The following is a 23190-nucleotide window of genomic DNA, read 5'->3' on the forward strand; positions in this document are numbered from 1 at the left end:
GTAGCTGATCGACAGTGTCATGGCAGACCGGCCGCACCGGTCGGTTCGCTTGCGACACGTGACCCGTTTAGCACGTGCGAGACTGGTACGCATGACGACCGGCGTGGATGGTGCACGGACGCCGCGGAAATACAAGGGTTCCGGCCGGCTGCCGACGATGCAGGACATCGCTGACCATGTGGGTGTGTCGCGTCAGCTGGTCTCGCTGGTGATGCGGGATGTTCCCGGGCCGAGTGCGGAGTCCAGGGAGCGGATTCTCGCCGCGGCGAGTGAGCTCGGGTATCGGCCGAATGCCTCGGCGCGGTTGCTTCGCCAGAATCGTACGCGGCTGATCGGGGAGGTGTTCGAGATCCGCCATCCGTTTCAGGTGCGCTTCATGGAGCGGCTGTTCGTCCGGGCGGCGGAAGAGGGCTTCGGGTTGGCGCTGGGTCCGAGGACGGTTGAGCGGTCGACGGATGTCGTCGTCGCTGAGCTGATGGAGCAACGGGTGGAGGCGCTGGCCGCGTTTCAATCCGGATCCGACGTCGAGCGCTCTGTCGGCGGCTTGCGATCTCGTGCCCGTGGTGTGGCTCGGGGAATGGGTGCGGAAGTCCGACGTCGACAATGTCCACGTGGACGAGGCTGAGGGGCTTCGTCTCGCGATCGAGCACCTCGTGGGGCTCGGGCACCGGACGGATCGGCGTTCGCGTACGTGGACTTTCCCTTCGACCCGTACTTCACCATGCCAGCCGGAGGCGATGCGTGACAGCTGCGGGTGGCGATCGCCGGAAGGGGATGATCGCCACCCGCGCCTGTCGTGCGCCCCCGAACATGGCCTGGGTGTCGTGGGCCAGGTCGGGCTGGACCGCTGTCAGGAGACGGTCCAGCTGTGCGATCGCGTACGACCCGCTACTGGACCCGCTCGAAGGGTGCCGGTGCCTTGCCGGTCCAGCGGTGGAGCTGGGCGAGGCCGGTCTGCTTGGTCACCCCGTCTTCCACGACCGTGCCCTGCTGGGCGACGTAGTAGCGGCCGTCGTCCAGGGAGGCCAGGCCGTACTGGCCGCCGAACTCCCAGCCCCAGATGCCGGTCGCCTGATCATGGAGACCCCGCTCGACCAGAGAGAGCGTCTTGCCGCGCTCGGGCTGGGGCTGGCCTTGGATGGGCTTGGTCACGGCGGGCTTGGAGCCGTCGATCATGAAGAACGAGTAGTTCGGGAACGTCGGCTTGATGCCCTTGTAGGCGGCCATGAACCAGTTGCCGGTGTGGCCGTCGTACTCCAGGTTCTGCACGCCGTACGTGGTGTTGCCGGTGTAGGCGAAGTACTTGCCGTCCGAGCGGGATGGGCCGGAGGTGTGCGGCTCGGTCTGGGTGAGGGGGCGTTCGTACTGGCGCCACTGCTTGATGTCGTACTGCAGGAGGACCTGGTAGTCGTTGTCCTGGCGGTCGGCGTTGGCGTAGATGCCGTACGCGACCGTCAGCTTGTCGCCGCCGCCCCGCTTGCCGAACGCGGGGCCGAAGGCGACGCCGTCGATGCCGCTGCAGCCATAGCGGTGGTCCGGCGTCTTGGCCGTGTCGCCGTCGAAGACGCCGTCACCGTTCATGTCGGCGCTGTAGTCGTCCACCACGTCCTTGAGGTAGACGGCCGTGACCACGTTGGACGTCTCGGCGTTCATGTCGAGGCTGGTGATGCGGTCCACGTCGAAGATGGCGATGTAGAACGACTTGGCGGCCTTGTACTCCAGCGAGCCGTAGACGCGGCCGTCGCGGTTGTTGAAGTCCAGGTCGCCGAGGTGGCCGGTGAAGCCGGTGACGGAGCCGACCGGGCGGCCCTCAAGGTCGGTTTTGACCAGGAGGTTGGTGAAGGAGAAGTACATGTACCCCTTCTTCTGGTCGACCGCGATCCCCTGTACGTGGCCCGACGGCCAGGCCCCGCCGTTCACCTCCGCCGGCAGTCGCGCCGGCCGGTCGGCCGCCTGGGCGGGGAGGGCGAGCAGGGCCGACGCTGTCAACGTCGCGAGCAGTAGTTGAGCGACCCGCATGTTCTTCCGCGTACCTTTCCGTGGATCAGTGCTGATCGACACCATAAAGGGACACACAGGAACTTTACTGACTATTGTTTGACTCTCTTGTGGCGTCTTGTTGAACGCCAGAGGCCGGAGCCGAGGTCATCGCCGCGCGGATGCCGCGCTGGAGCAGGGCGGGCAGGCACAGTACGGTGCCCAGCGCGCCGATCCACACCGCGGCGGTGAGCCCGCCCAGAGCGGTCGCCCCGGCGGCGAGCAGACTGCCCAGCGCGATGGCGCCCCATAGGAGGAATCGCTGCACCGAACCGACCCGGCCCAGCAGGGCCGCCGGGGTGAGGACCTGGCGCATCGTGATCGACGTGGGACCGAAGGCGCCCTCGCCGACGCAGTGCACGATGCTCCCCGCGACCAGCCCGATCGCACCGGGTGCCCCGCCCAGGGAGCCGAGCGCGGGCATGGCGACGATGCCCAGGACGGACACCGACGCGGCCAGGACGAGGGTGCGCGGCGAGCCGAGACGGCGGATCAGCCGGGTCGACAGGAGGTTCCCGATCGGGTAGCCCGCCGCGGCGGCGCCGATCACCACGCCGATCCAGCCGGGGGACAGGCCGAGGATGTTGCGGCAGTAGAGCACCAGGCTCGTCTCGACCATGGACAGGAACAGGACATAGACCGTGCCGCACGCCAGGACGGGCCGGAGGATCGGGTGCCGGAGCGCGAACCGCAGCCCCTCGGCGATGTCGCGCCGCATCCAGCCGGGCTCACGTCCGGTGCCCGATGCAGCTGCGCTCCCCGGTGTAGTGGCGCCCTCCTCGCGGTGGCGGATCAGCGCCACCGAGGCGAGTGACGCCGCGAAGCTGACCATGTTGGCGGCTATCGCCCCGACCAGGCCGAGCGCCGTGATGACCGGCCCGGCCGCCATCGGGCCCAGCGCCTTGGCCACCGACTCCGACAGGGCCAGCCGCGTGTTGCCGCGATGCAGCGCCTCCGCCTCGCCGTACAGGCTGGGCAGGTAGGAGGTGTACGCGACCTGGAAGAACACCACCGCGCACCCGCTCACCAGGATCAGCGCGAACAGCAGCGGAAACGTCAGCCCACCCAGGGCGGCCAGCACCCAGATCGCGCCGAAGGCCAGCACCTGCACGCCGTCGCAGACCAGCATGACGGTACGGCGGGGCAGCCGATCGACGATGGCCCCGGCCGGCAGGCCGAGCGGAAGGAAGGGGAGGAACAGGGCGAACGGCAGCAACGCGGCCTGCGCCGGGGAAGCGCCCAGGACGGTGACGGCCAGCAGCGGCAGCGCCAGCGTCATGAACTGGTCTCCGAACAGCGACAACGACTGCCCGGCCCAGAGCAGCCCGAAGTCGCGGTCTGTCGTCCTGAGCGGCATGTGCTCCGCCGGAGAGCGTGGGAACATGCCGCGAATTGTGCCGACCGCCGCACGTCGGGCGACGGCGGCGATCGGACCTATATATGGCTTTAAATGGGGCTAAGGGGGTCAGCGGCGGTGAGAGTGCCGGTGGATCATCTTGAAGACCATGGCCCCGATGAACACGAAGAACAGCACCTTCGCGATGCCGAACCCCCCGAACACGAACCCCACCATCAGCAGCACGAACAGGATCGGCAGGAACGGTCCCGGCCCATGGCGCGGCCGTCCCCAGCCATGGCGCATATCGCGCTGCGCGTGACGCATCGACTGCATCTGGTGCCGGTGCGCCTTCATCGCCGCCCGCCAGGCGTCCCTGTCGAACGCCTGGGGAGGCAGGCCATGCGGCTCGCGGTAGCCGTACTGCCGCTGACCGGGCAGGTCAGCGGTGATCTGCGCGAGGTCGCGCGCGGTGCGTGCGCCGAGCGTCCGGTCGATGCGCTGGTCCAGCTCCTCGCGGTCGAGGCGGCCCTGCGCGAAGTGCTCGCGCAGGTCGGCCATCGTCTGTTCGCGCTCGGCGTCGCCGATGCGGAGATCGTTGGGGTCCATAACTGGTTCCTCGCTCTCCCCGTACCGGCCGTCCAGGGTGGCGCCGGTCATGCGTTACTCCTCACCCGGGTCGCCGTCGGCCAGAATCTGGTAGAGCTTGCGCCGGGTCTCTACAAGAGTCTTACGCGCTTCGCGGATTTGTGCGTCGCTCCCGGTCTGCAAAACCTGCGTCATCGCGAATGCCGACTGGCGCGCGATGTCCCAAAGGTCCGCGGTGTTGTCGTCGATGTCGGGCCGCATCTCGTCCCACGGGGCGCGGATCTCGTCGGCGTGCGCCTCGATGTAGGCGAGCCCGGTCTCGGTGAGGCGGAAGGTCTTGCGGCCCTCGTTCTCCTCGGCGACGACCAGTCCCTCGTCGGTGAGCTGCTGGAGCGCCGGGTAGACGGCGCCGGGGCTGGGCTTCCAGCCGCCTTCGCTGCGCTCGGCGATCTCCTGGATGATCTGGTAGCCGTTGCGCGGCTCCTCGGACAGGAGCGCCAGGATCGCGGCGCGTACGTCGCCCCGCTTGGCCTTCCGGCCACCCCGGCCGCCCCGGTGCCCGAACGGGCCAGGGCCGCCGGGACCCCATCCCCAGGGGCCGCGCCCGAACTCGGGCGGGAATCCGCGCCGGCCGCGTTGCCGCTCCTCGTGCGGGCCGCCGCGGTGGTGGTGATGGTGGTGATGGCCACCCTGTTCCCACGCCTCGGCCACGGCCTTGAGCGCTTCACGGGCGGCACGCTTGAACTCGCGGGGCTCGGGCCACGGCCGGCCTGCTGCTTGTGCGGAAGTCATGTCAAACTCTCCTTCTTGTGAATGCTTGTGAATGTTCTCGATGCTTCAAAGATATATCGCCAATATGTCGTTCGCAAGCGGGTGGGCAGAGTGAGACAGATCACGAAAAAGTTGCGGATTGCGGGAACAGGAGACGGGAGGGCGTCGTTGTTCAGAGCAGACGAGGTCGTTCCGCGTCGGCAGGGCTGGGGGGTGCTGTCGCCGCGGAGACGACCTCGTCTGCGTTTCCGGACATTTCCCCGATGGGCCCCGACGGCCTGGGGTGGTCTGCGGCAGGCAAAGTCCGTAGCGCCGGGGTGAGGGTGATGGCGCCCCAGGCGGGTCTCCGCGCGTAAAGAACGGCTTTGCCGTACAGTTTCGATCATGATGGGGCATTCGCATGCGATGACGGGGGCCATCGCCTGGCTAGGACTCGCGCCCGGGCTCGCCGCGCTCCCGATGGTGACCGAATCGTCCAGGTTCATCGAGACCGGGATCATGGCGAACGCCCTCACCCCGGCCGAGTTCATCGCCGGCGCCATCATCTGCGCGGGCGCGGCCATGCTGCCGGACCTCGACCATCCGAGCGCGACGATCGCGCAGACGTTCGGGCCGGTCACCTGGCTGCTGAGCAAGGCCGTCGCCTGGCTGAGCGGCGGGCATCGGGGGGCGACGCATTCGCTGGCGTTCGCGGTGGTGCTCGGGTTCGCGGCGCACTGGCTGGCCAACACCTATCCGATCGGCCGCGACATCATGGTCGTGCTGCTCATCGGGCTGGCGCTGCGCGCGATCGGCATCGGCATCCCGGGCAACAAGCTCGGCTCGGCGATGGTCAACGTCGGCCTGACCGCCGGGCTCTACGCCGTCTTCCTGTCGCAGGGGGTCGGCTACGCGTGGCTGGGCCTGGCCGTGGCCATCGGCTGCCTCGTGCACGTCGTCGGCGACTGCATGACCGAGCGGGGCTGTCCGGTGCTGTGGCCGGTGTCGGTCCGGTTCGTGCTGCCGTGGAAGATCGGGATCAAGACCGGGAAGACGTTCGAGCAGAAGATCCTGGCTCCCGTGCTGTCCATCGCCATCATCGGCCTGCTGTTCTGGCGGCTGGTGCCGGTTTAACTTGATGTCGAGATACTTTTAGAGATATCTTGACATCAAGACATCCGCCGCGCGGCCCCGCGGGTTAGGTTCACCTAACGTTCTTACTGCTCCCGGGGTGCGGCAGGATTCAACTGAGCACATGTCTATGGAGGAGGCGAATCATCGTGTCCGCGAACAGCTTCGGCAGCCGTGACACGCTACGCGTAGGCGACGCGTCATACGAGATTTTCCGGCTGGACGCCGTCGAAGGCGCAGCCCGCCTCCCGTTCAGCCTGAAGATCCTGCTGGAGAACCTCCTCCGCACCGAGGACGGCGCGAACATCACCGCCGACCACATCCGCGCGCTGGGCGGCTGGGATCCCAAGGCGGCGCCGAGCGTGGAGATCCAGTTCACCCCGGCCCGCGTCATCATGCAGGACTTCACCGGCGTGCCGTGCGTGGTCGACCTGGCCACCATGCGTGAGGCCGTGCGCGACCTGGGCGGCGACCCGGCCCGCATCAACCCGCTGGCCCCCGCCGAGATGGTCATCGACCACTCGGTCATCGTCGACTACTTCGGTCACCCCGACGCCTTCCAGCGCAACGTCGAGCGCGAATACGAGCGCAACCACGAGCGCTACCAGTTCCTGCGCTGGGGCCAGACCGCGTTCGACGAGTTCAAGGTCGTCCCGCCCGGCACCGGCATCGTCCACCAGGTCAACATCGAGCACCTCGCCCGCGTGGTCATGATCCGCGACGGCAAGGCCTACCCCGACACCTGCGTGGGCACCGACTCGCACACCACGATGGAGAACGGCATCGGCGTCCTCGGCTGGGGCGTCGGCGGCATCGAGGCCGAGGCCGCGATGCTCGGCCAGCCGATCTCCATGCTGATCCCGCGCGTGGTCGGCTTCAAGCTCAACGGCAAGCTGCCCGCCGGCGCCACGGCCACCGACCTGGTGCTGACGGTGACCGAGATCCTGCGCAAGCATGGCGTGGTCGGCAAGTTCGTCGAGTTCTACGGCGACGGCGTCTCGTCCGTGCCGCTGGCCGACCGGGCCACGATCGGCAACATGAGCCCCGAGTTCGGCTCCACCTGCGCGATCTTCCCGATCGACGGCCAGACGGTCGACTACCTGCGCCTGACCGGCCGCTCCGAGGAGCAGATCGCGCTCGTCGAGGCGTACGCCAAGGCCCAGGGCCTCTGGCTCGACCCGTCGGCGCCCGAGCCGGTCTTCTCCGAGTACATCGAGCTCGACCTCGGCACCGTCGTCCCGTCCATCGCCGGCCCGAAGCGCCCGCAGGACCGCATCGCCCTGTCGGCCGCCAAGGACACCTGGCGCCGCGACGTGCGCAATTACGTCACCGACTTCGACGGCGACGGCATCGACGAGGCCGTGGAGGAGAGCTTCCCCGCCTCCGACGCGCCCGCCTCCAATTCCCGCGCCAACGGCTCCCGCCCGCACAAGACGGTCGCGGTGACGCTCGAGGACGGCACCTCGTTCGAGATCGACCACGGCATCGTCTCCATCGCCGCGATCACCTCGTGCACCAACACCTCCAACCCGTACGTCATGCTCGGCGCCGCCCTGCTGGCCCGCAACGCCGTGGAGAAGGGCCTGACCCGCAAGCCGTGGGTCAAGACCTCCCTGGCTCCCGGCTCGCAGGTCGTCACCGGCTACTTCGAGCGTTCGGGGCTCCAGCCGTACCTCGACAAGATCGGCTTCAACCTCGTCGGCTACGGCTGCACCACCTGCATCGGCAACTCCGGGCCGCTGCTCCCGGAGATCTCCGACGCGATCCAGGCCAACGACCTCGCCGTCACGGCCGTGCTGTCGGGCAACCGCAACTTCGAGGGCCGGATCAACCCCGACGTCAAGATGAACTACCTGGCCTCGCCGCCGCTCGTCGTGGCGTACGCGCTGGCCGGGACCATGGACCTCGACCTCGACACCGAGCCGCTGGGCGTCGGCGCCGACGGCACGGCGGTCTTCCTGCGCGACATCTGGCCGTCGCCCGAGGAGATCGCGGCCGTGGTCCACTCCTCGATCGGGCGCGACATGTTCGAGCGTGACTACGCCGACGTGTTCAAGGGCGACGAGCACTGGACGTCGCTGCCGATCCCCACGGGCAACACCTTCGAGTGGGACCCTTCCTCCACGTACGTGCGCAAGGCTCCCTACTTCGAGGGCATGCCCTCCACTCCTGACCCCGTTACCGACATTTCCGGCGCTCGCGTGCTGGTGAAGGTCGGCGACTCGGTCACCACCGACCACATCTCGCCGGCCGGCTCCATCAAGGTCGGCACGCCCGCCGCCCAATACCTGCAGGCTCACGAGGTCGCGGTCAAGGACTTCAACTCCTACGGCTCGCGGCGCGGCAACCACGAGGTCATGATCAGGGGTACGTTCGCCAACATCCGCCTGCGCAACCAGATCGCGCCCGGCACCGAGGGCGGCTACACCCGCGACTTCACCCAGGACGAGGGGCCGGTGTCGTTCATCTACGACGCCTCGGTCAACTACGCCTCGGCCGGGACGCCGCTGGTGGTGCTGGCGGGCAAGGAGTACGGCTCGGGCTCGTCGCGTGACTGGGCGGCCAAGGGCACCGCGCTCCTGGGCGTCCGCGCCGTCATCGCGGAGTCGTACGAGCGCATCCACCGCTCCAACCTGATCGGGATGGGCGTGCTGCCGCTGCAGTACCCGGAGGGCGTCTCGGCCGCCTCGCTGGGGCTGACCGGCGAGGAGACGTTCGACATCACCGGGGTGGAGGAGCTCAACAAGGGCGGCATCCCCGCGACCGTGCACGTCAAGGCGGGCGAGGTGGAGTTCGACGCGGTGGTCCGCATCGACACGCCCGGCGAGGCCGACTACTACCGGCACGGGGGCATCATGCAGTACGTCCTGCGCTCCCTGCTCGCCAAGTCCTCCTAAGTCCTCCCGCGCCTCCGCCTCGGCCACCAGCTGAGCGGAGGCCGCCGGGGTCCCGCGCCGCACTTCCCGCGGCCGGGCGGGCGCGACCTCACGCGCCCACATCGGGGGTGAACCACCCGACCACGAAGCGCCGCCCGGCACCACACCGCCGGGCGGCGCTTCTCCCTTTCAGGCGCCCGCGCCGCCGTCCACCGGCACGATCGCGCCGGTCACCATCGAGGCCCGGTCGCTGAGCAGCCACGCTGCCACCTCGGCGACCTCGTGGGGCTCGGCCATCCGTCCGAGCGGGATCGAGGCCGTCGCCCGCTCGACGATGCCGGGGGTCGCCGCCTCCCAGTCGTCGATCATCTTCGTGGCGGTGCCGCCGGGGGTGATGCCGTTCACCCGGATGCCATCACGGGCCCAGCTCACCGCGGCGGTCTCGGTGATGCTGTTGAGCGCGCGCTTCATGGCGCCGTACGCGGGCAGCGCGGGGTTCGCGCGGCGGCTGCCGATGCTCGAGGTGTTGACGATCGCCCCGCCACCGTTGCGTCGCATGAGGGCGGCCTCGGCGGTCATGGCGGTCCAGTGCGCGCGGAAGTTCACCGCGAACTGCGCGTCGATGTCCTCGTCGCTCGTGGTGTCCAGCGGTCCGGGGTGCTGGATCACCGCGCCGTTGTTGAACGCGCCGTCGAGCCGTCCGTGCAACTCCTCGACGCGGTCGACCGCCGCGCGGATGCCGGCGCGGTCGGCGAGGTCCAGGGTGACGGCGTCGGCGACGCCGCCGTCGGCGCGGATCTCGGTGACGATCCGCCGCAGGGCGTCGGTGCCGCGGGCGGCGAGCACGACGGCGGCCCCCTCGGAGGCGAAGAGCCGGGCCGCGGCCGCCCCGATGCCGCGGCTGGCGCCGGTGATGAACACGACCTTGCCGGTGAGCAGGCCGATGGGTGCGCTATCAGTGGTGTTCGTCATGACGACAGTGTCAGGTCGGCCACCAGGCCGGATGCAGGCACAGACGGTACCAGGCTCCATCGCCGGGCAGCGTGCACACTGGGAATATGGACAAACAGGAACTCGGGGCGTTCCTCCGCAGCCGTCGCGAGCGGCTCCGGCCGCAGGACCTCGGCCTGCCCTCCGGCCCGCGACGCCGGACACCGGGACTTCGCCGCGAGGAGGTCGCGGTCCTCGCGCACATCTCCACGGAGTACTACGTCCGGCTAGAGCAGGGCAGGGCGCCGCGACCGTCGGGCGAGGTACTCGCCGGGATCGCAGGCGCGCTGCGGCTCACGGACGCCGAGTCCGACCACCTCCACCTCCTCGCGGGAACCGCGCCGAGCCGTAGCGGGCTGCATCGGCGCGACGTCCGGCCGAGCATCCTCGCGCTCATCGAGCGGCTGCCGCAGACGGCCGCTTTCGTGGTGTCGGCCGCGTTCGAGGTGCTCGCCTGGAACGACCTCGCGGCCGCGCTCATGGAGGACTTCGCCGAGCTCACCCCTCGGGACCGCAATCTCGCGCGCCGGGCGTTCCTCGGCCCCGAGCGCGCCGACGCGACGCTGTACGGGGTCTCCGACGCCGCGGAGTTCCGGCACCACGCAGTCATGAGACTGCGCGCCACCCTCGCCCGGTACCCGTCCGACCCCGCGGTGACCGGACTCGTCGACGAGCTCCGCGAGGGCAGTCCCGAGTTCGCCCGGCTCTGGGAGCGGCACGACGTGCAGACCGCGCCGACGCTCACGAAGACGTTCCGTCACCCGGTCGTCGGGGAGATCGCCGTCGACTGCGACTCGCTCACGCTCACGGACCGCGACCAGCACCTCGTGCTCTACAGCGCGCCGCCGGGATCCCCTGGCGCCGAAGCGCTGGCCCTGCTGAACGTCCTGGGAACCGAGTACGTCAAGGCGTACAGGTCACCCTGAGACAACCGGTGGATCAGCGGGATATGCGGCGGTAGGCGCGTACGGCCAGCGGGAAGAAGACGGCGATGATCGCCCCGGACCACAGCAGGCTCGCCGCGATCGGATGCTGGAGTGGCCAGGCGGTGGAGTGCGACGTCGGGTTGCCGAAGAGCAGGCGGGCGGCGGCGACCACGGCGCTCATCGGGTTCCAGTCGGCGACCGGCTTGAGCCAGGCGGGCAGCCCCTCCGTCGGGACGAACGTGTTGGCCAGGAACGTCATCGGGAACAGCCACCCGAACGTCGCCGCGTCCGCCTGGGCGCCGCTCTTGACGAACAGCCCGATGTAGGTGCCCACCCAGATCATCGCGAAGCCGAACAGGGCCAGCAGGCCGAACGCCGCCGCCGTCTGCCCGAGGGTGCCGTGTGCCCGCCACCCCGCCAGCAGCATCGCCGCCGCCACCATCGAGGCCAGCGACAGCAGGTGCATGGACAGGTCGGCGACGCTGCGGCCGATGAGCACGGCGCCGCGGGCGATCGGCTGGGCGCGGAACCGGTCGATGATGCCGCGTTCCATGTCCTCGCCGACCGCCGTGGCGGCGGCGGCCGCGGTCATCGCCATGACCTGCATGAAGATGCCGGGCATCAGGTAACTGCGGTAGTCGCCCCCACCGGGGAGGGTGATCGCGCTGCCGAAGACGTAGCCGAACAGGATCGTCATGACGATGGGAAACACCAGATATCCCGCTAATTCCCCTGGTTGTGCCCTCAGCCTGGAGAAGGTGCGGCGCGCGATGGTCAGGGAGTCGGAGATCGTCCAGCGGAGGCGCTCGCCGAGCGTCGTCGGTGGAGTGGGTACGTGGACAAGAGCCATGGGAAGTCCCCTCAGGTGGTCGGGTGGCGGTAAGCGGGCGGTTCGCCGGTGGGTCAGGAGGTGGTCAGGTGGAGGAAGACCTCGTCCAGGGTGGGGCGGCGGAGGGACAGGTCCTCGACCGGGATCATGGCCGTGTCCAGCGCGCCGGCGATGCGGATGAGCGACTGCGCGCCCTGCTCGACCGCCACGGTCACCCGCCGCTCGTCCACGACCTCCACCTGCCGCTCATCGGCCGCGCGCCGTACCAGATCGAGGGCTTGAGGGACGTCGGCGGCCGCGCGGAGGACGACCTGCACCCGGTCGCCGCCGATCCGCCGCTTCAGCTCCGCGGGCGAGCCGGAGGCGGCGACCCGCCCCTGGTCGAGCAGCACGATCTGGTCGGCGAGACGGTCGGCCTCGTCCAGGTATTGAGTGGTGAGCAGCAGCGTGGTCCCTTCAGCGACCAGGTCGCGCAGCAATTCCCACAGCCCGAGGCGGCTGCGCGGGTCGAGGCCGGTCGTGGGCTCGTCCATGAACAGCACAGGCGGCGAGACGATCAGGCTGGCGGCCACGTCCAGGCGGCGGCGCATACCCCCCGAGTACGTCTTGACCCGCCGGTTCGCGGCTTCGGCCAGGTCGAACCGCTCCAGCAGCTCGTCGGCCCGGCGCCGGGCCGACGCCTTGGGCAGGTGGTACAGGCTGCCGAACATCTCCAGGTTGCGCCGCCCGGTGAGCAACTCGTCGACCGCCGCGTGCTGCCCGGCGAGCCCGAACATGAAGCGCAGCCGCGCCGCGTCCCGCACCACGTCCAGCCCGGCCACCTCCGCGTGACCGGAGTCGGGGCGCAGGAGCGTGGTGAGGATGCGTACGGCGGTGGTCTTGCCCGCCCCGTTGGGCCCGAGCAGCCCGCAGACGGTGCCCGCCGGCACGGACAGGTCGATGCCCGCCAGTGCCTCCTTGGACCGGTACCGCTTCCGGAGCCCTTCCGCGTGAATCACGACGAACCTCCTTAACGTCGTTAAATCTAACGCTGTTAAGGATGCATTGAACGTTGTTAAACTGTCAACGTTAAACTGTCAACCGTGGCACTCGAAAAAGGCACCATCGTGGCGACCGGGCTCCGCTTGCTCGACGAGGTGGGCCTCGACGGCCTCACCTTGCGGCGGCTGGCGGCGGAGCTCGGCGTGCAGGCACCGGCGCTCTACTGGCACTTCAAGAACAAGCAGCAGTTGCTCGACGCGATGGCGGTGGCCATGGAGGCGCCGCACGTGACGCGGCCCGTGTTCACGGACCCCTCGCAGTGGCGGGAGTGGGTGGCCGACTACGCCCGCGGCAGCCGGTCGATACTCAACTCCCACCGCGACGGGGCCAGGCTGGCGGCCGGGACGCGGTCGTCGCCTGAGATGTTCGCGATGGTGGAGCGGGCGGTGGAGGCGCTGGAGCTGGCGGGCTTCACGGTGGCGGACGCGGCGCGGGGACTGTTCGCGGTGAGCAACTACGTGGCCGGGTTCGTGCTGGAAGAGCAGGCGGACCGGATGCGGCCGGACACGGACGAGCCGGGGCCCGACATGGCGGAGTTTCAGGCACGCTACCCGCGGATCATGGCGGCCCTGATGGAGGAGGGCGACCCGCAGGGCGACCACTCGTTCGAGGCGGGGCTGGCCCTCATCCTGGACGGCATGCGGCTGCGACTGTCCAGCGGGAGCGCCGCCGATTGAGGCGGTTGGCGACGGTCGATCGGCGAGTCTGGCACGATGAGGGTGCCACCCGGCGAAATTCCGCTTCGCCGGATGGCACTAATCGTCAGACGATGTCCGCGATCCAGTCGGTCACTTCGCGGACGACCTCGTCGGGAGCGATCCCGACTCTCCTGGTGAATCGCTGGGGAGACACGCTCCGCACGTGCTCAACCATGGCCCAGCTGGGTTTGTCGAGCCCCGTGCCTTCGCGGCTGACGGGGATGTGGTTGTCCCATCCGCGCTCGGTCGTTGTCAGGGGGACAATGATCTTTACGGCGGCCGCGGCATTGAAGTTGTCGTTGCTCACGACGAGCACGGGGCGACGGTAACCCTGCTCTCGTCCGGTCGGCTCGCCCAGCTCAGGGAGCCAGATCTTGCCTTGGATCCCCCTCATCTCTCTCCTTGGAAAACGTGATGAGCCCCTCCCACTCGGGTGCGATGCGAGGGCAGCTCGACGGTGGGCCCTGGACCAGCTCGGCTTCGGCGAGATAGGTAATGTGTGCGGTGGGTGAGGCCGCTGTGACAGGAGGTGCGCGATGGCGATCCGCCGCTCCGCCACCAAACGCCACGGCCTGCCCACGATCGTGCAACTGCGGCTCACGCCCACCCCGGCCCAAGCTGGGGCGCTGGCCGCGGCGGTGCAGGTGTGCAAGCTTCAACCGGGACGCCCGGACCGTGTCGCTGTGGACCCCCACCGGCCGCGTCACCATCCCCTACACCGGCCGACCAGAAGACCTCAAAGCCGTGGACGCGTTGCCGAGAGGGGAGGCGGACCTGATCTGCCGGCGCGGCGTGTGGCTGCTGCAGGTCGCCCTCACCCTGCCCCGACCGGAGGTGCGTGAGCCGGTCGGCGGCTTCGTCGGGGTGGATCAAGGGGTGGCCAATTTGGCGGTCACCTGCGACGGCGTGGTGCTGCCCGGCCCCGCCTTCACCTCGCAGGCGTGTCCGGAGTGCGGGTACATCAGCAGGGCGAACCGGCCGGCGCGGGGCCGGTTCGTCTGCGAAAGGTGTGGCCTCGCTGGGCACGCCGACCACATCGCAGCCCGCAACATCGCCACACGCGGCGCTGCGGGCTGGGCTGCCATCAACCAGCCACACGCTACCGGCCTCCCCTCACCCAGACGGGACCGCGAGAGCAAACCACCAGCTTCAAACGGCGGTAGTTGACACCCGGAGGCTACGTTTGCGCCAGGAGCAAACCTACATTTTTGCCGTCACGAATATATGCCAAATGGCAACACAGAGTAATGATGATTGACTCTCCTCCGTGACTCAGATGGCATTAGTGCTGATTGTTGGCGGTTTGGCGGTCTTCGTTGGGGCGGTCGTCCAGGGCAGCGTGGGGTTCGGGCTGGGGCTGGTGGCCGCGCCGGTGCTCACGATGCTCGACCACTCCCTGATGCCCACCGCCATCCAGGTGGTCAACATCACGTTGCCGCTGTTCACGCTGGCCGCGGAGTGGCGGAAGGTGGACTGGCGCGGGGTGGCTTTCGCGGTGCTGGGGCGGCTGCCCGGCGCGGCCATCGGTGGAGTCGTCCTGGTCTACATATCCGTCTACACGCGAGGCGTCTTCGTGGGGGTCATGGTGCTCGTCGCGGTGGGGCTCACGGCGTGGGCGGTCAGCGTGCCGCGCAACGCCGCGACCATCGCGGGGGCCGGGTTCTTCTCGGGCATCACCGGGACCACGACCGGCGTCGGCGGGCCGCCGATCGCGCTGGTCTACCAGCACGCCAAGGGGCCGCAGATCCGGGCGACGCTGGCGATGGTCTTCTTCCTGGGCGCCGCGCAGTCGCTGGCCATCCTGGCCTTCGTGGGGGAGTTCTCCGGCCGGGCGGCCACCACGGGGGCCGTGCTGATCGTGCCGATGGTGCTCGGGTTCCTGGTGTCGGGGCCGCTGCGGCGCTACCTGGACGGCGGGAAGGTACGGACCGCGGTGCTGGTGGTCGCCGCCCTTTCGGCCGTCGCCCTCATCGGTCAGAGCCTGACCGCCTGAGCCGCCCGCCGCGTCCGCGCCTCCACGTCATCCGTGCCTGATCGGCCAAGCGTCAGGCCCTGACCGGCTGACGGTCAGAGCCTGTAAGCGGTTGTACGGCGCCTAGGTCGCCCTCAGTGAGACGTCGAGCATGGTTCGGCTGCAATTGGTGGTCGGCGCGTTCCCGCAGAAGGCGTTGACCGCGAAGTCGCTGAAGTTCGCGGAGGGCTCGATGGGTCCGCCCAGCCCTCGGCTCAGGCGGGCCGATCCTCTGGGAACCGGCCCGCCTTCGTGGTCACCGGCAGGTGGAGGCGGCGACGTAGACATCCTGGCGCGCGTTGGAGGTGGGGATACTGAAGCCCTTGACTCGCAGGGTCCAGGTGCCGGCGGTCACCGGCCCGTTGATCCTGGCCAGTTCATAGGTGGTGGGAATCGCCTGGCTGGTGGCCCGTACGGTTCCGTCGGGGGCGATGAGTTGAAGGTCGATGTCGTGGTGGTTGTTGTAGAAGTCCGGCCACCACAGGGCGGCGGTGAACCGGCAGGAGGTCGGCACGCCGGTCGGCACCTTGATGGTGACGTTGACGGACTCCTGGTCATGGATTTGCACCTTCGTCTTCCACATGATGCCGTCACCGGTCGGCAGGGCGAGCTTGCCCGCGCCATCGACGTTGTCGAACGAACCGGTGGTGTGGCTTCCGGCGGCGATCATGCCGGCGTAGACCTCCCCCGCCTGGACCGGGCCGGTCGTGCGCAGGACGTTGCGCAGGGTGGCGGCCATGCCGCCCACCAGCGCGGTGGCCGCGCTGGTCGCGGTGTAGTAGTCGATGCCGCTGCCGTTGCCGAAGGCGTTGGTGGCGGTGACGACGTTCGTGGGCCCGACCACGTCGGGCTTGATCCGCCCGTCCTGCGGGACGGGCCCGCGGCTCTGTTTCTCGTACGGGGTGAACGGCGGCTGCATGTCCACCGCGCCGATGGCCATCACCTTTCGCGCGTTACCGGGGGACTCCGCAGTGCCGGTGCCGGGCCCGCTGTTCCCCTGCGCGGCAATGACGGCGGAGCCGGCTTCGAACGCGTGGTCGGCCGCGAGGGAAACGCTGCTCAGCGGACTGTCCGCGCTGCCGATGGGTGCCACGATCACCTTGTCCAGCCCGGCGGCGGCCTGCTGAAACGCCTTCACGGCGACTGCGGGATCTATGAGGTGGCAGCCACTGTCAGTGGTCGAGTCGGGTCCGGCCGGCAGGATCTTGTAGCTGTCCACGGTCATGTCGGTGACGCCACGGTAGGCCTCACCGAAGACGCTGTTGCCGGTCAGCACCGCGGCGCTCTTGGTGCCGTGGTTGCGGCAGTCGTCGTCGGGGTTGGGCGCACCAGGGTTGGCCAGGTCGAGCTGGAGACCCAGGTGTGAGGGGTTGGACAGCAGCTTGTGGCTGGCGCGCACACCAGTGTCGATCAAGCCGATCCGCTCACCGGCGGCCGAGAATCCCTGCCACGGCTTTGTACGGAGCAGGTCTCGGGCGGCGGTTGGGTCGTTCAACGGGTTGCCGTCGTCCCCGATCGGGGTGTCGGCGAGCTCGAGGTACTCCTCTGCCGGCTGGACGTACAGCACGTCGTCCCGCTGCGCCAGGGCCGGCACGGCGGCCAGCGGGACCTCGGCCCTGACGCCCTTGATCAGCCAGTAGGTGTCGAGCACCTCGCCGCCGAGCGCGTGGAAGTCGGAGCGGAGCTGCCGGTAACCCGGCTCGCGCTGCGCGGTCAGTTGAGACACCAGCGCGGAGGAGCGCTCGGCGGCGGCCACGTTGACCGCGGCGCTCTTCGGCTGGGTGGGGTCGGACTCGGGGAACTGCGGGATGGTGACCTCGTCGTCGGTGAACGTGACCAGCACCCGTACACGCTGGTTGTCCGCCGTGTCGGCCTTCGCAGCCCTGTCGAGCCGGTCGCTCAGCTGCTGCGAGATCTTGACTGGTGGTGGCGGGTCGTAGGCGGGCTCGTCCTTCGCCGACATGCTGGGGTCGATGAACCTGGTCAAGGGCATCGCTTCGCTGGTCCCGGCAAGCCTCCCGTCCTGGATGCTCACCCGGTCAACAGTGACGGTTTCGGATGGAACGGCGACTTGCCGTGCGGCTGACATCGCCGGACCGGTGGTTACGGTGCTGGCCAGCACGGCCAGACCGGCGGCGACGACCAGGGCGGTGAGGCCGGGCCGTCGGGGGCGTAACGCTCGCCTCATGCGACGTGACATGGTGCTAGTCCCTCTATGAGATGAATTCCGCTGCCTGAGCCAAGGGTGCGGACCAGGCGTCCAGATCAGGCTGGCCCGTACCTGGTGCCGAGGGCTTCAGGGCGGACCCCCAACCGCGACCCCAAGGTTTGGCGGACCCGCCCCGTCCGCTGGAGGCGTTTTATTGCGCAGACATAGGGGCCGTCGCCGTGCGATGGTGACGCGGGCGGTGAGAGCGATGGTGGGTCAGGTGCGGCTGCGGGAGCGTGAGGATCACCTCGCGTCCCTCGCTGACGCCGCGAGGTCGGCCCGAGCCGGGCAGGGCCGGCTCGTGCTGATCAGCGGATCGGCTGGTCTGGGCAAGACCAGCGTGCTGGCGCAGGCGCGGCAGATCGCCGCTTCGGCGGGATTGCGGGTCCTGACGGCGCGCGGCACTGAGCTGGAACGCGATTTCGGCTTCGGGGTGGCGCGGCAGCTGTTCGAGCCGTGGCTGGCGGGCATGCCGGCGGGTGAGCGGGCCGCCCTGCTGCCGGATGCGGGCGCGGCGGCCGAGGCCGTCTTCGGCCCGGCCAGACCGGGGCAGGGCGCGGTGGGCGATTTCGCGGTGCTGCACGGCCTGTACGGGCTCGCGGCGCGAGGCGGCTCACTGGCGTTGCTCTGCGATGATCTGCATTGGGCGGATGAGTCGTCGCTGCGGTTCCTGGCCTATCTGCTGCCGCGCCTGGACGGGCTGGGACTGATGGTCGTGGCGGCGTTGCGGCCCGGCGAGACGGGTGCCGCGACCAGACTGCTGGATCTGATCACCGCCGATGACGGTTGCCAGGTGCGCAGGCTCGCGCCGCTGAGCGGGACCGCCAGCGCGGAACTGCTGCACGAGCTGCTGCCGGACGGCTGCGAGGACGACTTCGTCGTGGCCTGTCAGACGGCCGCGGCCGGCAACCCGCTGCTGCTGCGCGAGCTGGCGTGCACAGTGCGGACCGGCGACCTCGCGCCGACGAACGCCAACGCCCCGCGCGTGGCGGGCCTTGGCGCGGACGCGGTCGGCCGCCGGATCGCGCTCCGGCTCGACAGGCTGCCCAAGGCCGACGCGGCGGTCGCGGGGGCGGTCGCGACACTGGGCGGTGCGCCGATCGCCATGGCGTCCAAGCTGGCCCGTCTGCCGGCGGCGGAAGCCGCGGACGCCATCGCGGACCTGGTCACGGCCGACATCCTCCGTGTGGACGGCGGCCGGGTGGAGTTCGTCCATCCCCTGGTGCAGGCGGCCGTCTACGACCGGCTGAGCGTGACCGAACGCGTCGATCGGCACCGCTGCGCCGCCGGGCTGCTGGCCACCGCGGGTGCCCCGGCCGAGCAGGCCGCGGTCCACCTGCTCAGGATTCCGCCCGGCGGTGACCGTACCGCCATCGCCACACTGCGCCGCGCCGCCGATGACGCCCGGGCCCGTGGGGCGCCGCAGGCCGCGTTGAGCTACCTCCAGTGCTGCCTGGCCGCTATGGACGAGAACGATGTCCGGCGGGTGGAGGTGCTGACGACGGCGGGCATGGCGGCCGCCCATGTCGACCAGAGCGCCGCGGTCACCCACCTGGCCGACGCGCTGGAGCTGACCACCGAGCCCCGTCAGCGGGCGGAGCTGGCCTACGCCCTGTCCCTCGCCTGCTCGCTGGTGGGCCGGATCGACGAGGCGCTCAGCGTGCTGGCGCGGGCCCGGGAATGGGTGCCCGACGAGGATGAGGAACTACGCCGCAGGCTGCTGGCCAGTACGACGCTCGTCAAGAGCATCTTCACCGGAGCCGACCGCGATGCCGCCGACCGTGAGCTCCAGGAACTCCGGGCTCTGACGCCCCATGACAGCGCCGGCGGACGCATGCTCGACTGCGTGATCGCCACGCGCGACGGCATGGCCGGCGATCCGGCCGCGATCCAGCGAGGGCTGCGCGGCCTCGCCGACGATGTGCTGATCTATCAGGCCATCGGCTGGCCGGCGCTCAACGGCGTGTGGGGAGTGCTGTTGTCCGCCGACCTGGACGATCCCATGGCCAGCATCGAACGTGCCCTGGAGCACGGTCGCGCACACGGATCGACCTTCGCCCTGGCCGCCGTGCTCACCTATCGCGGCCTGGGCAGACTGTGGCGCGGACAACTGCCCGACGCCGAGGCCGACCTGCGAGAGGCCGTAAGGGTGATCGACCTCGCCGGGATCGACTCGGGGCGCCCCTTCGCCGGAGCGTTCCTGGCCCTCACCCTGCTGGAGCGGCAGCTGCCCGACCAGGCGGCGGCGGCGCTGGAGTGGGTAGGCGCGCCCGATCCCGTGCCGCCGGTCGGGCCGTGGTACTTCTACCTCGACGCCCTGGCCGCCGTGCGACAGGCTCAGCAACGGTACGAGGAGTCCGCCGTGCTGGCCGTCGCGGCCGGCGACAACCTGGCTGTACACGGGTTCGGCAATCCCGCGTGCGTGCCGTGGCGTACCCGGGCCGCCCAGAGCCTGCACGCCCGGGGCCGTAGCGCGCAGGCGCGGGCGCTCGCCGAGGAAGAGCTCGAACTGGCGCGCCGATGGGGCGCGCCCCGCGCGCTCGGCCGCGCACTACGGGTGCTGGGCCTGCTGACCGGCGGCGAGCAGGGCCGCGAGCTGATGCGGGAGTCGGTAGAGGTGCTACGCGGATCATCCGCCAGGCTGGAGTACGCCCACAGCCTGTACCACCTCGGCGCGGTGCTACGCCGGGCGGGCACGCTCACCGCCGCCCGCGTGCCCCTGACCGAGGCGCTCGACCTGGCCGTGGCCTGCGGCGCACCCGGACTCGCCCAGGCGGCCAGGAACGAACTGCTGGCAGCGGGAGCTCGACCCCGGCGAGGCCGCCTGCTGTCGGGGCCGCAGGCACTGACGAACGCCGAGCAGCGGGTCGCCGCCCTCGCCGCGGCGGGCCACTCCAACCGGGACATCGCCCAGCGCCTCTTCGTCACCCCCAAGACCGTGGAGGTACACCTGACCAGCGTGTACCGCAAGCTCGGCGTCAGCAATCGGGCCGGCCTGAGGCAGGCGCTGGAACACGCGCCGCTTTGACGGATCGAGCCGTCAGCGCTGATTTTGCCCGTCACGATCCCAGACCGGCCGCCGCATGAGTTCCTGAGGACCGGAGCCCCCTTTGCGTGCTCCGGTGATCGGGGATGCGGGCGATACAACCTTTCGTCACACAAGTCGCGTTGGCAACGGGGGAGAGGAGATCACATTGGACCGTCACGACGGCTTCCGTGAGTTCGTGCTCGCCCGCCAGCAAGCCCTGATGCGGACCGCGTACCTGCTCACGGGAGACCCGCACCTGGCCGAGGACCTGCTGCAGAGCGTCCTGATCAATGTCGTGGGCCACTGGTCCAAGCTGGTCAAGGACGGCAACCCGGAGGCGTACACCCGCAAGGCCATGGTCAACCAGTACATCTCCTGGAGGCGCAGACCACGTCCCGAGGTGCCGAGCGGCGACCCGCCCGAGCGGGGCGCGTACTCCGACGGAGCCGTGCTCGACCGGATCGTGCTGCGTCAGGCGCTGGCCAAGCTGGGGCGCAGGCAGCGAGCCGTGATCGTGCTGCGTTTCTGGGAGGACCTGACCGAGGCGCAGACGGCCGAGGTGCTGGGCTGCGCGGTCGGCACCGTCAAGAGCCAGACCCATCACGCGCTGGCCCGCCTGCGCGAGGTCGCGCCGGAGCTGGTGCATCTGCTGGATGATCCCGAGGTCGTGGAGGTGGCACGATGACGAGACTGCGTGAGGCGTTGGGGGACATCGCCGAGGAGGCTCCACTGGTGAGCCTCGCCGACGTGGCCATCGCGGGCCACCGGCACAGGCGGCGGACCGTGCTGACGGCATCCGCCGTCGCAGTGCTGTGCGTGACGGCGGCGGCAGTGGCGGTGGTGGCGGCGGTGCCGTGGCCGCGTGGCGCCCGGACGGCCACGCAGCAGGGCCAAGAGGCCGTACCCGACCTGCCCTCGGGCAAGGTGGGAGCGATCAGCCGCGCGTACATGACATCTTGCAAGGTCGTTGAGCGTGAGGCTGACTGCGCCGCGGTGGAGTGGCGGGTGATCACCCGCGCCGGCAAGACCTACCGCGTGCCGCAGGCGCTCGCCGAGACCGCCAAGGACGAGCGGGTGCCCGTCGCGATCAGCCGGGATGGCCGCTTGCTCGCCTACTACAGCCGCGACGCTCAGGCGCACGTGGTGCGCGACCTGGTGGGCGGCACCGAGACGACGTCGCCGGTCACCATCAAGGAGGAGCGGATCGGCATGGGTTCCATGCTCGTGCTCTCCGACGACGGCCGGTACATCGCCTTCGACCCGCGCGAGGGCAGCAAGTATCCCGGCATGCTGATCGACGTGCGCACCGGCAGGACGACACCCGTCAACGGCAAGTACGAGCCGGTCAGCGTCAAGGGCGGCGTCGCCGAGCTGGTCCGGTACCGCAAGACCGACCTGTGGCTCATGCCCGTCACGGGGGGCGGCAAGCCGGTCCGCTTCAACGGCGTGTTCATCATGTTCAGCGAAGTAGCGCCCGATGGTCGTACGGTGGTCGCGTTCGAGTTCCCGAGGGTCGGTAAGCGCGAGTCCCCGAGGCTCGAAAAGAGCACGCTGACCCTGCTCGACGCCAAGACCGGCAAGACCCTGCGCAAGGTGCCCATCAGCGGCCTGCCGGACGACCGCGGTGGCGTCGCCGGCACCACGATCTGGCAGAGCGAGTCCGAGGTCACGCTGCTGTACGGGGGCAAGGAAGGCGAGCGCTCGTACGCGGTCGACGTCAACACCGGGCGGGTTCGGCTCCTGGACCGTCAATCGGGCAGGCCCATGAACCTGACCTATCCCGGGGCAGCCGCGAGCGGCTGACCCCCGCCGAAGAGCCGCCGCACCGGCCGGACCCCCCTGGCCGGTGCGGCGCCCGAACGCCGAGTCGGGACGTGCCATGGCTGTCGGCGGGACGGGCCGCAGCAGCGGAAGTCATCCCCCGCACCTCGCTCTCCGCTCACTGGTGTGGAGGTAGCCCACGGTCGCGGCGAGCAGGAACATCCCCCAGAGCAGGAAGACCGGATAGGTCCCTGCGAACCCCCAGTTCCCGTCGAGAACCGTGGCCCCGCCGTCAGGCGCGCACGTGCGGGTGATGCCCTAGATCCACGCCACCCGGCCCCGACCTTGAGCCCGGCGTCCCTGCGCAGCCTTCGCCTACTTCAGATTGGTGGTGGCGAAGCGTCGCCACCACTGCCAAGAACTTGTCGTTTCCCCTGCCGAGCGTCGGGAGACTGGCTGTGGTCCCATAGCTTCGGCCGAAAATCCAACAGATATGCCTCTGGCCTGCATCGATAGGCAAGGCTCAGGGCTGGCCCATCAGCCGGAGACCTCTACATAAGCGCAGGTGAGAGGCATATCTGTTGTATCCCGCGCCATTACTACCGGGACCCTTGGAGGAGGGCCAGGACCTGTTGTTGTCTGCGGCGGTCGGCCGCAGCGATGGGCCGCTCGTCTCGTGGCGCGACAGGCAGCGCGGGTGGGGGTGGCAGGAGGGTGATCTCAAGGCCGGTGATGGTGCGGCTGTGATCGGGCCTGCCGTCGTTGAGCCGTTCGTTGTAACGGGAGATGGGTGATTTGACCTTGCGGGTGCTGACTCGCGGGCGGCGGGGTGGCAGCAGCCCAGAAACCTTAACTACCTGGCCTTGGGGGAAGTCCCGAACACGTTCGCCGCAGTGCGACTGCTGCCCGTGGGCGCTTCTGACCTTGTCGCCGGGCAAGGTCCTGCACCGGCTATGGCTCCTCATGGATCTCCACTGCG

19 protein-coding genes are annotated in these 23190 nt (G+C 69.6%); 10 read left to right on the forward strand and 9 right to left on the reverse strand.

The features are described from left to right. The first annotated feature begins 91 nt into the window (after window positions 1-91). On the forward strand, window positions 92-625 hold the full coding sequence (locus LDL49_RS02750) for a LacI family DNA-binding transcriptional regulator (protein ID WP_225289260.1): 534 nt from the start codon (window positions 92-94) through the stop codon (window positions 623-625). A 263-nt stretch (window positions 626-888) separates the two neighbouring features. Here LDL49_RS02750 and LDL49_RS02755 read toward each other — a convergent pair whose 3' ends face one another. The 4 genes from LDL49_RS02755 to LDL49_RS02770 all read right to left on the reverse strand — a co-directional run bounded on the left by LDL49_RS02755 (window position 889) and on the right by LDL49_RS02770 (window position 4753). Next, window positions 889-2019, reverse strand: coding sequence for a hypothetical protein (locus LDL49_RS02755; RefSeq protein WP_225289261.1), 1131 nt, complete (start codon window positions 2017-2019; stop codon window positions 889-891). 64 nt (window positions 2020-2083) lie between these two features. Further along, entirely contained in the window at window positions 2084-3421 is a 1338-nt protein-coding gene (locus LDL49_RS02760) for an MFS transporter (RefSeq protein WP_225289262.1), read from the reverse strand. A gap of 81 nt (window positions 3422-3502) precedes the next feature. Next, window positions 3503-4033 carry a DUF1707 SHOCT-like domain-containing protein gene (locus LDL49_RS02765; RefSeq protein ID WP_225289263.1) on the reverse strand — a complete coding sequence of 177 codons (531 nt, stop codon included), beginning with the start codon at window positions 4031-4033 and terminating at the stop codon, window positions 3503-3505. A 3-nt stretch (window positions 4034-4036) separates the two neighbouring features. After that, a complete protein-coding gene (locus LDL49_RS02770; protein ID WP_225289264.1) occupies window positions 4037-4753 on the reverse strand; it encodes a PadR family transcriptional regulator in 717 nt (238 codons plus the stop codon). A 363-nt stretch (window positions 4754-5116) separates the two neighbouring features. Between LDL49_RS02770 and LDL49_RS02775 the strand changes: the two genes are divergently transcribed. After that, window positions 5117-5845: a metal-dependent hydrolase gene (locus LDL49_RS02775; protein ID WP_225289265.1), complete on the forward strand. Its 729-nt coding sequence runs from the start codon at window positions 5117-5119 to the stop codon at window positions 5843-5845. A 146-nt stretch (window positions 5846-5991) separates the two neighbouring features. After that, window positions 5992-8739, forward strand: coding sequence for an aconitate hydratase AcnA (gene acnA / locus LDL49_RS02780; protein ID WP_308016056.1), 2748 nt, complete (start codon window positions 5992-5994; stop codon window positions 8737-8739). A 168-nt stretch (window positions 8740-8907) separates the two neighbouring features. Here acnA and LDL49_RS02785 read toward each other — a convergent pair whose 3' ends face one another. Continuing rightward, window positions 8908-9690, reverse strand: coding sequence for an SDR family NAD(P)-dependent oxidoreductase (locus LDL49_RS02785; protein WP_225289266.1), 783 nt, complete (start codon window positions 9688-9690; stop codon window positions 8908-8910). A gap of 86 nt (window positions 9691-9776) precedes the next feature. Here LDL49_RS02785 and LDL49_RS02790 point away from each other — a divergent pair, with 86 nt between their 5' ends. Beyond that, entirely contained in the window at window positions 9777-10634 is an 858-nt protein-coding gene (locus LDL49_RS02790) for a helix-turn-helix transcriptional regulator (protein WP_225289267.1), read from the forward strand. A 13-nt stretch (window positions 10635-10647) separates the two neighbouring features. Here the strand turns inward: LDL49_RS02790 and LDL49_RS02795 are convergent, their stop codons facing one another. Continuing rightward, window positions 10648-11484 carry an ABC transporter permease gene (locus LDL49_RS02795; RefSeq protein WP_225289268.1) on the reverse strand — a complete coding sequence of 279 codons (837 nt, stop codon included), beginning with the start codon at window positions 11482-11484 and terminating at the stop codon, window positions 10648-10650. Between the two features lie 53 nt (window positions 11485-11537). After that, window positions 11538-12461 (reverse strand): ATP-binding cassette domain-containing protein, encoded by a 924-nt coding sequence (locus tag LDL49_RS02800; protein WP_225289269.1) that lies wholly within the window; start codon window positions 12459-12461, stop codon window positions 11538-11540. 84 nt (window positions 12462-12545) lie between these two features. Between LDL49_RS02800 and LDL49_RS02805 the strand changes: the two genes are divergently transcribed. Then, window positions 12546-13181: a TetR/AcrR family transcriptional regulator C-terminal domain-containing protein gene (locus LDL49_RS02805; RefSeq protein ID WP_225289270.1), complete on the forward strand. Its 636-nt coding sequence runs from the start codon at window positions 12546-12548 to the stop codon at window positions 13179-13181. An 85-nt stretch (window positions 13182-13266) separates the two neighbouring features. On the opposite strand, the gene LDL49_RS02810 is transcribed toward LDL49_RS02805, so the two are convergent. Next, on the reverse strand, window positions 13267-13596 hold the full coding sequence (locus LDL49_RS02810; RefSeq protein WP_225289271.1) for a type II toxin-antitoxin system PemK/MazF family toxin: 330 nt from the start codon (window positions 13594-13596) through the stop codon (window positions 13267-13269). A gap of 281 nt (window positions 13597-13877) precedes the next feature. Between LDL49_RS02810 and LDL49_RS02815 the strand changes: the two genes are divergently transcribed. Together LDL49_RS02815 and LDL49_RS02820 are read left to right on the forward strand one after the other, a co-directional pair. Then, on the forward strand, window positions 13878-14369 hold the full coding sequence (locus tag LDL49_RS02815; protein WP_225289272.1) for a zinc ribbon domain-containing protein: 492 nt from the start codon (window positions 13878-13880) through the stop codon (window positions 14367-14369). 136 nt (window positions 14370-14505) lie between these two features. Beyond that, window positions 14506-15195, forward strand: a complete 690-nt coding sequence (locus LDL49_RS02820) for a sulfite exporter TauE/SafE family protein (RefSeq protein ID WP_225289273.1) — start codon at window positions 14506-14508, stop codon at window positions 15193-15195. Window positions 15196-15469: 274 nt separating this feature from the next. On the opposite strand, the gene LDL49_RS02825 is transcribed toward LDL49_RS02820, so the two are convergent. Continuing rightward, window positions 15470-17401 (reverse strand): S8 family serine peptidase, encoded by a 1932-nt coding sequence (locus LDL49_RS02825; RefSeq protein ID WP_225289274.1) that lies wholly within the window; start codon window positions 17399-17401, stop codon window positions 15470-15472. 229 nt (window positions 17402-17630) lie between these two features. Here LDL49_RS02825 and LDL49_RS02830 point away from each other — a divergent pair, with 229 nt between their 5' ends. The 3 genes from LDL49_RS02830 to LDL49_RS02840 all read left to right on the forward strand — a co-directional run bounded on the left by LDL49_RS02830 (window position 17631) and on the right by LDL49_RS02840 (window position 22253). Continuing rightward, the gene (locus tag LDL49_RS02830) at window positions 17631-20450 is read left to right on the forward strand and encodes an AAA family ATPase (RefSeq protein WP_225289845.1); all 2820 of its coding nucleotides are present in this window, start codon (window positions 17631-17633) and stop codon (window positions 20448-20450) included. A 166-nt stretch (window positions 20451-20616) separates the two neighbouring features. After that, a complete protein-coding gene (locus LDL49_RS02835; RefSeq protein WP_225289275.1) occupies window positions 20617-21135 on the forward strand; it encodes a SigE family RNA polymerase sigma factor in 519 nt (172 codons plus the stop codon). Continuing rightward, window positions 21132-22253, forward strand: a complete 1122-nt coding sequence (locus LDL49_RS02840; protein WP_225289276.1) for a TolB-like translocation protein — start codon at window positions 21132-21134, stop codon at window positions 22251-22253. Before LDL49_RS02835 ends, LDL49_RS02840 begins: the two co-directional genes overlap by 4 nt. The last annotated feature ends 937 nt before the right edge of the window (window positions 22254-23190 follow it).

The organism is Nonomuraea aurantiaca, from assembly GCF_020215705.1.
In the GTDB taxonomy this organism is placed as follows: domain Bacteria; phylum Actinomycetota; class Actinomycetes; order Streptosporangiales; family Streptosporangiaceae; genus Nonomuraea; species Nonomuraea aurantiaca.

What these genes read in the sequence shown, in the direction of transcription:
- LDL49_RS02750 (WP_225289260.1), top strand. Translation starts at nt 92, where the DNA reads ATGACGACCGGCGTGGATGGTGCACGGACGCCGCGGAAATACAAGGGT.
- LDL49_RS02755 (WP_225289261.1), bottom strand. Translation starts at nt 2,019, where the DNA reads ATGCGGGTCGCTCAACTACTGCTCGCGACGTTGACAGCGTCGGCCCTG.
- LDL49_RS02760 (WP_225289262.1), bottom strand. Translation starts at nt 3,421, where the DNA reads ATGTTCCCACGCTCTCCGGCGGAGCACATGCCGCTCAGGACGACAGAC.
- LDL49_RS02765 (WP_225289263.1), bottom strand. Translation starts at nt 4,033, where the DNA reads ATGACCGGCGCCACCCTGGACGGCCGGTACGGGGAGAGCGAGGAACCA.
- LDL49_RS02770 (WP_225289264.1), bottom strand. Translation starts at nt 4,753, where the DNA reads ATGACTTCCGCACAAGCAGCAGGCCGGCCGTGGCCCGAGCCCCGCGAG.
- LDL49_RS02775 (WP_225289265.1), top strand. Translation starts at nt 5,117, where the DNA reads ATGATGGGGCATTCGCATGCGATGACGGGGGCCATCGCCTGGCTAGGA.
- LDL49_RS02785 (WP_225289266.1), bottom strand. Translation starts at nt 9,690, where the DNA reads ATGACGAACACCACTGATAGCGCACCCATCGGCCTGCTCACCGGCAAG.
- LDL49_RS02790 (WP_225289267.1), top strand. Translation starts at nt 9,777, where the DNA reads ATGGACAAACAGGAACTCGGGGCGTTCCTCCGCAGCCGTCGCGAGCGG.
- LDL49_RS02795 (WP_225289268.1), bottom strand. Translation starts at nt 11,484, where the DNA reads ATGGCTCTTGTCCACGTACCCACTCCACCGACGACGCTCGGCGAGCGC.
- LDL49_RS02810 (WP_225289271.1), bottom strand. Translation starts at nt 13,596, where the DNA reads ATGAGGGGGATCCAAGGCAAGATCTGGCTCCCTGAGCTGGGCGAGCCG.
- LDL49_RS02825 (WP_225289274.1), bottom strand. Translation starts at nt 17,401, where the DNA reads ATGAGGCGAGCGTTACGCCCCCGACGGCCCGGCCTCACCGCCCTGGTC.
- LDL49_RS02830 (WP_225289845.1), top strand. Translation starts at nt 17,631, where the DNA reads ATGGTGGGTCAGGTGCGGCTGCGGGAGCGTGAGGATCACCTCGCGTCC.
- LDL49_RS02840 (WP_225289276.1), top strand. Translation starts at nt 21,132, where the DNA reads ATGACGAGACTGCGTGAGGCGTTGGGGGACATCGCCGAGGAGGCTCCA.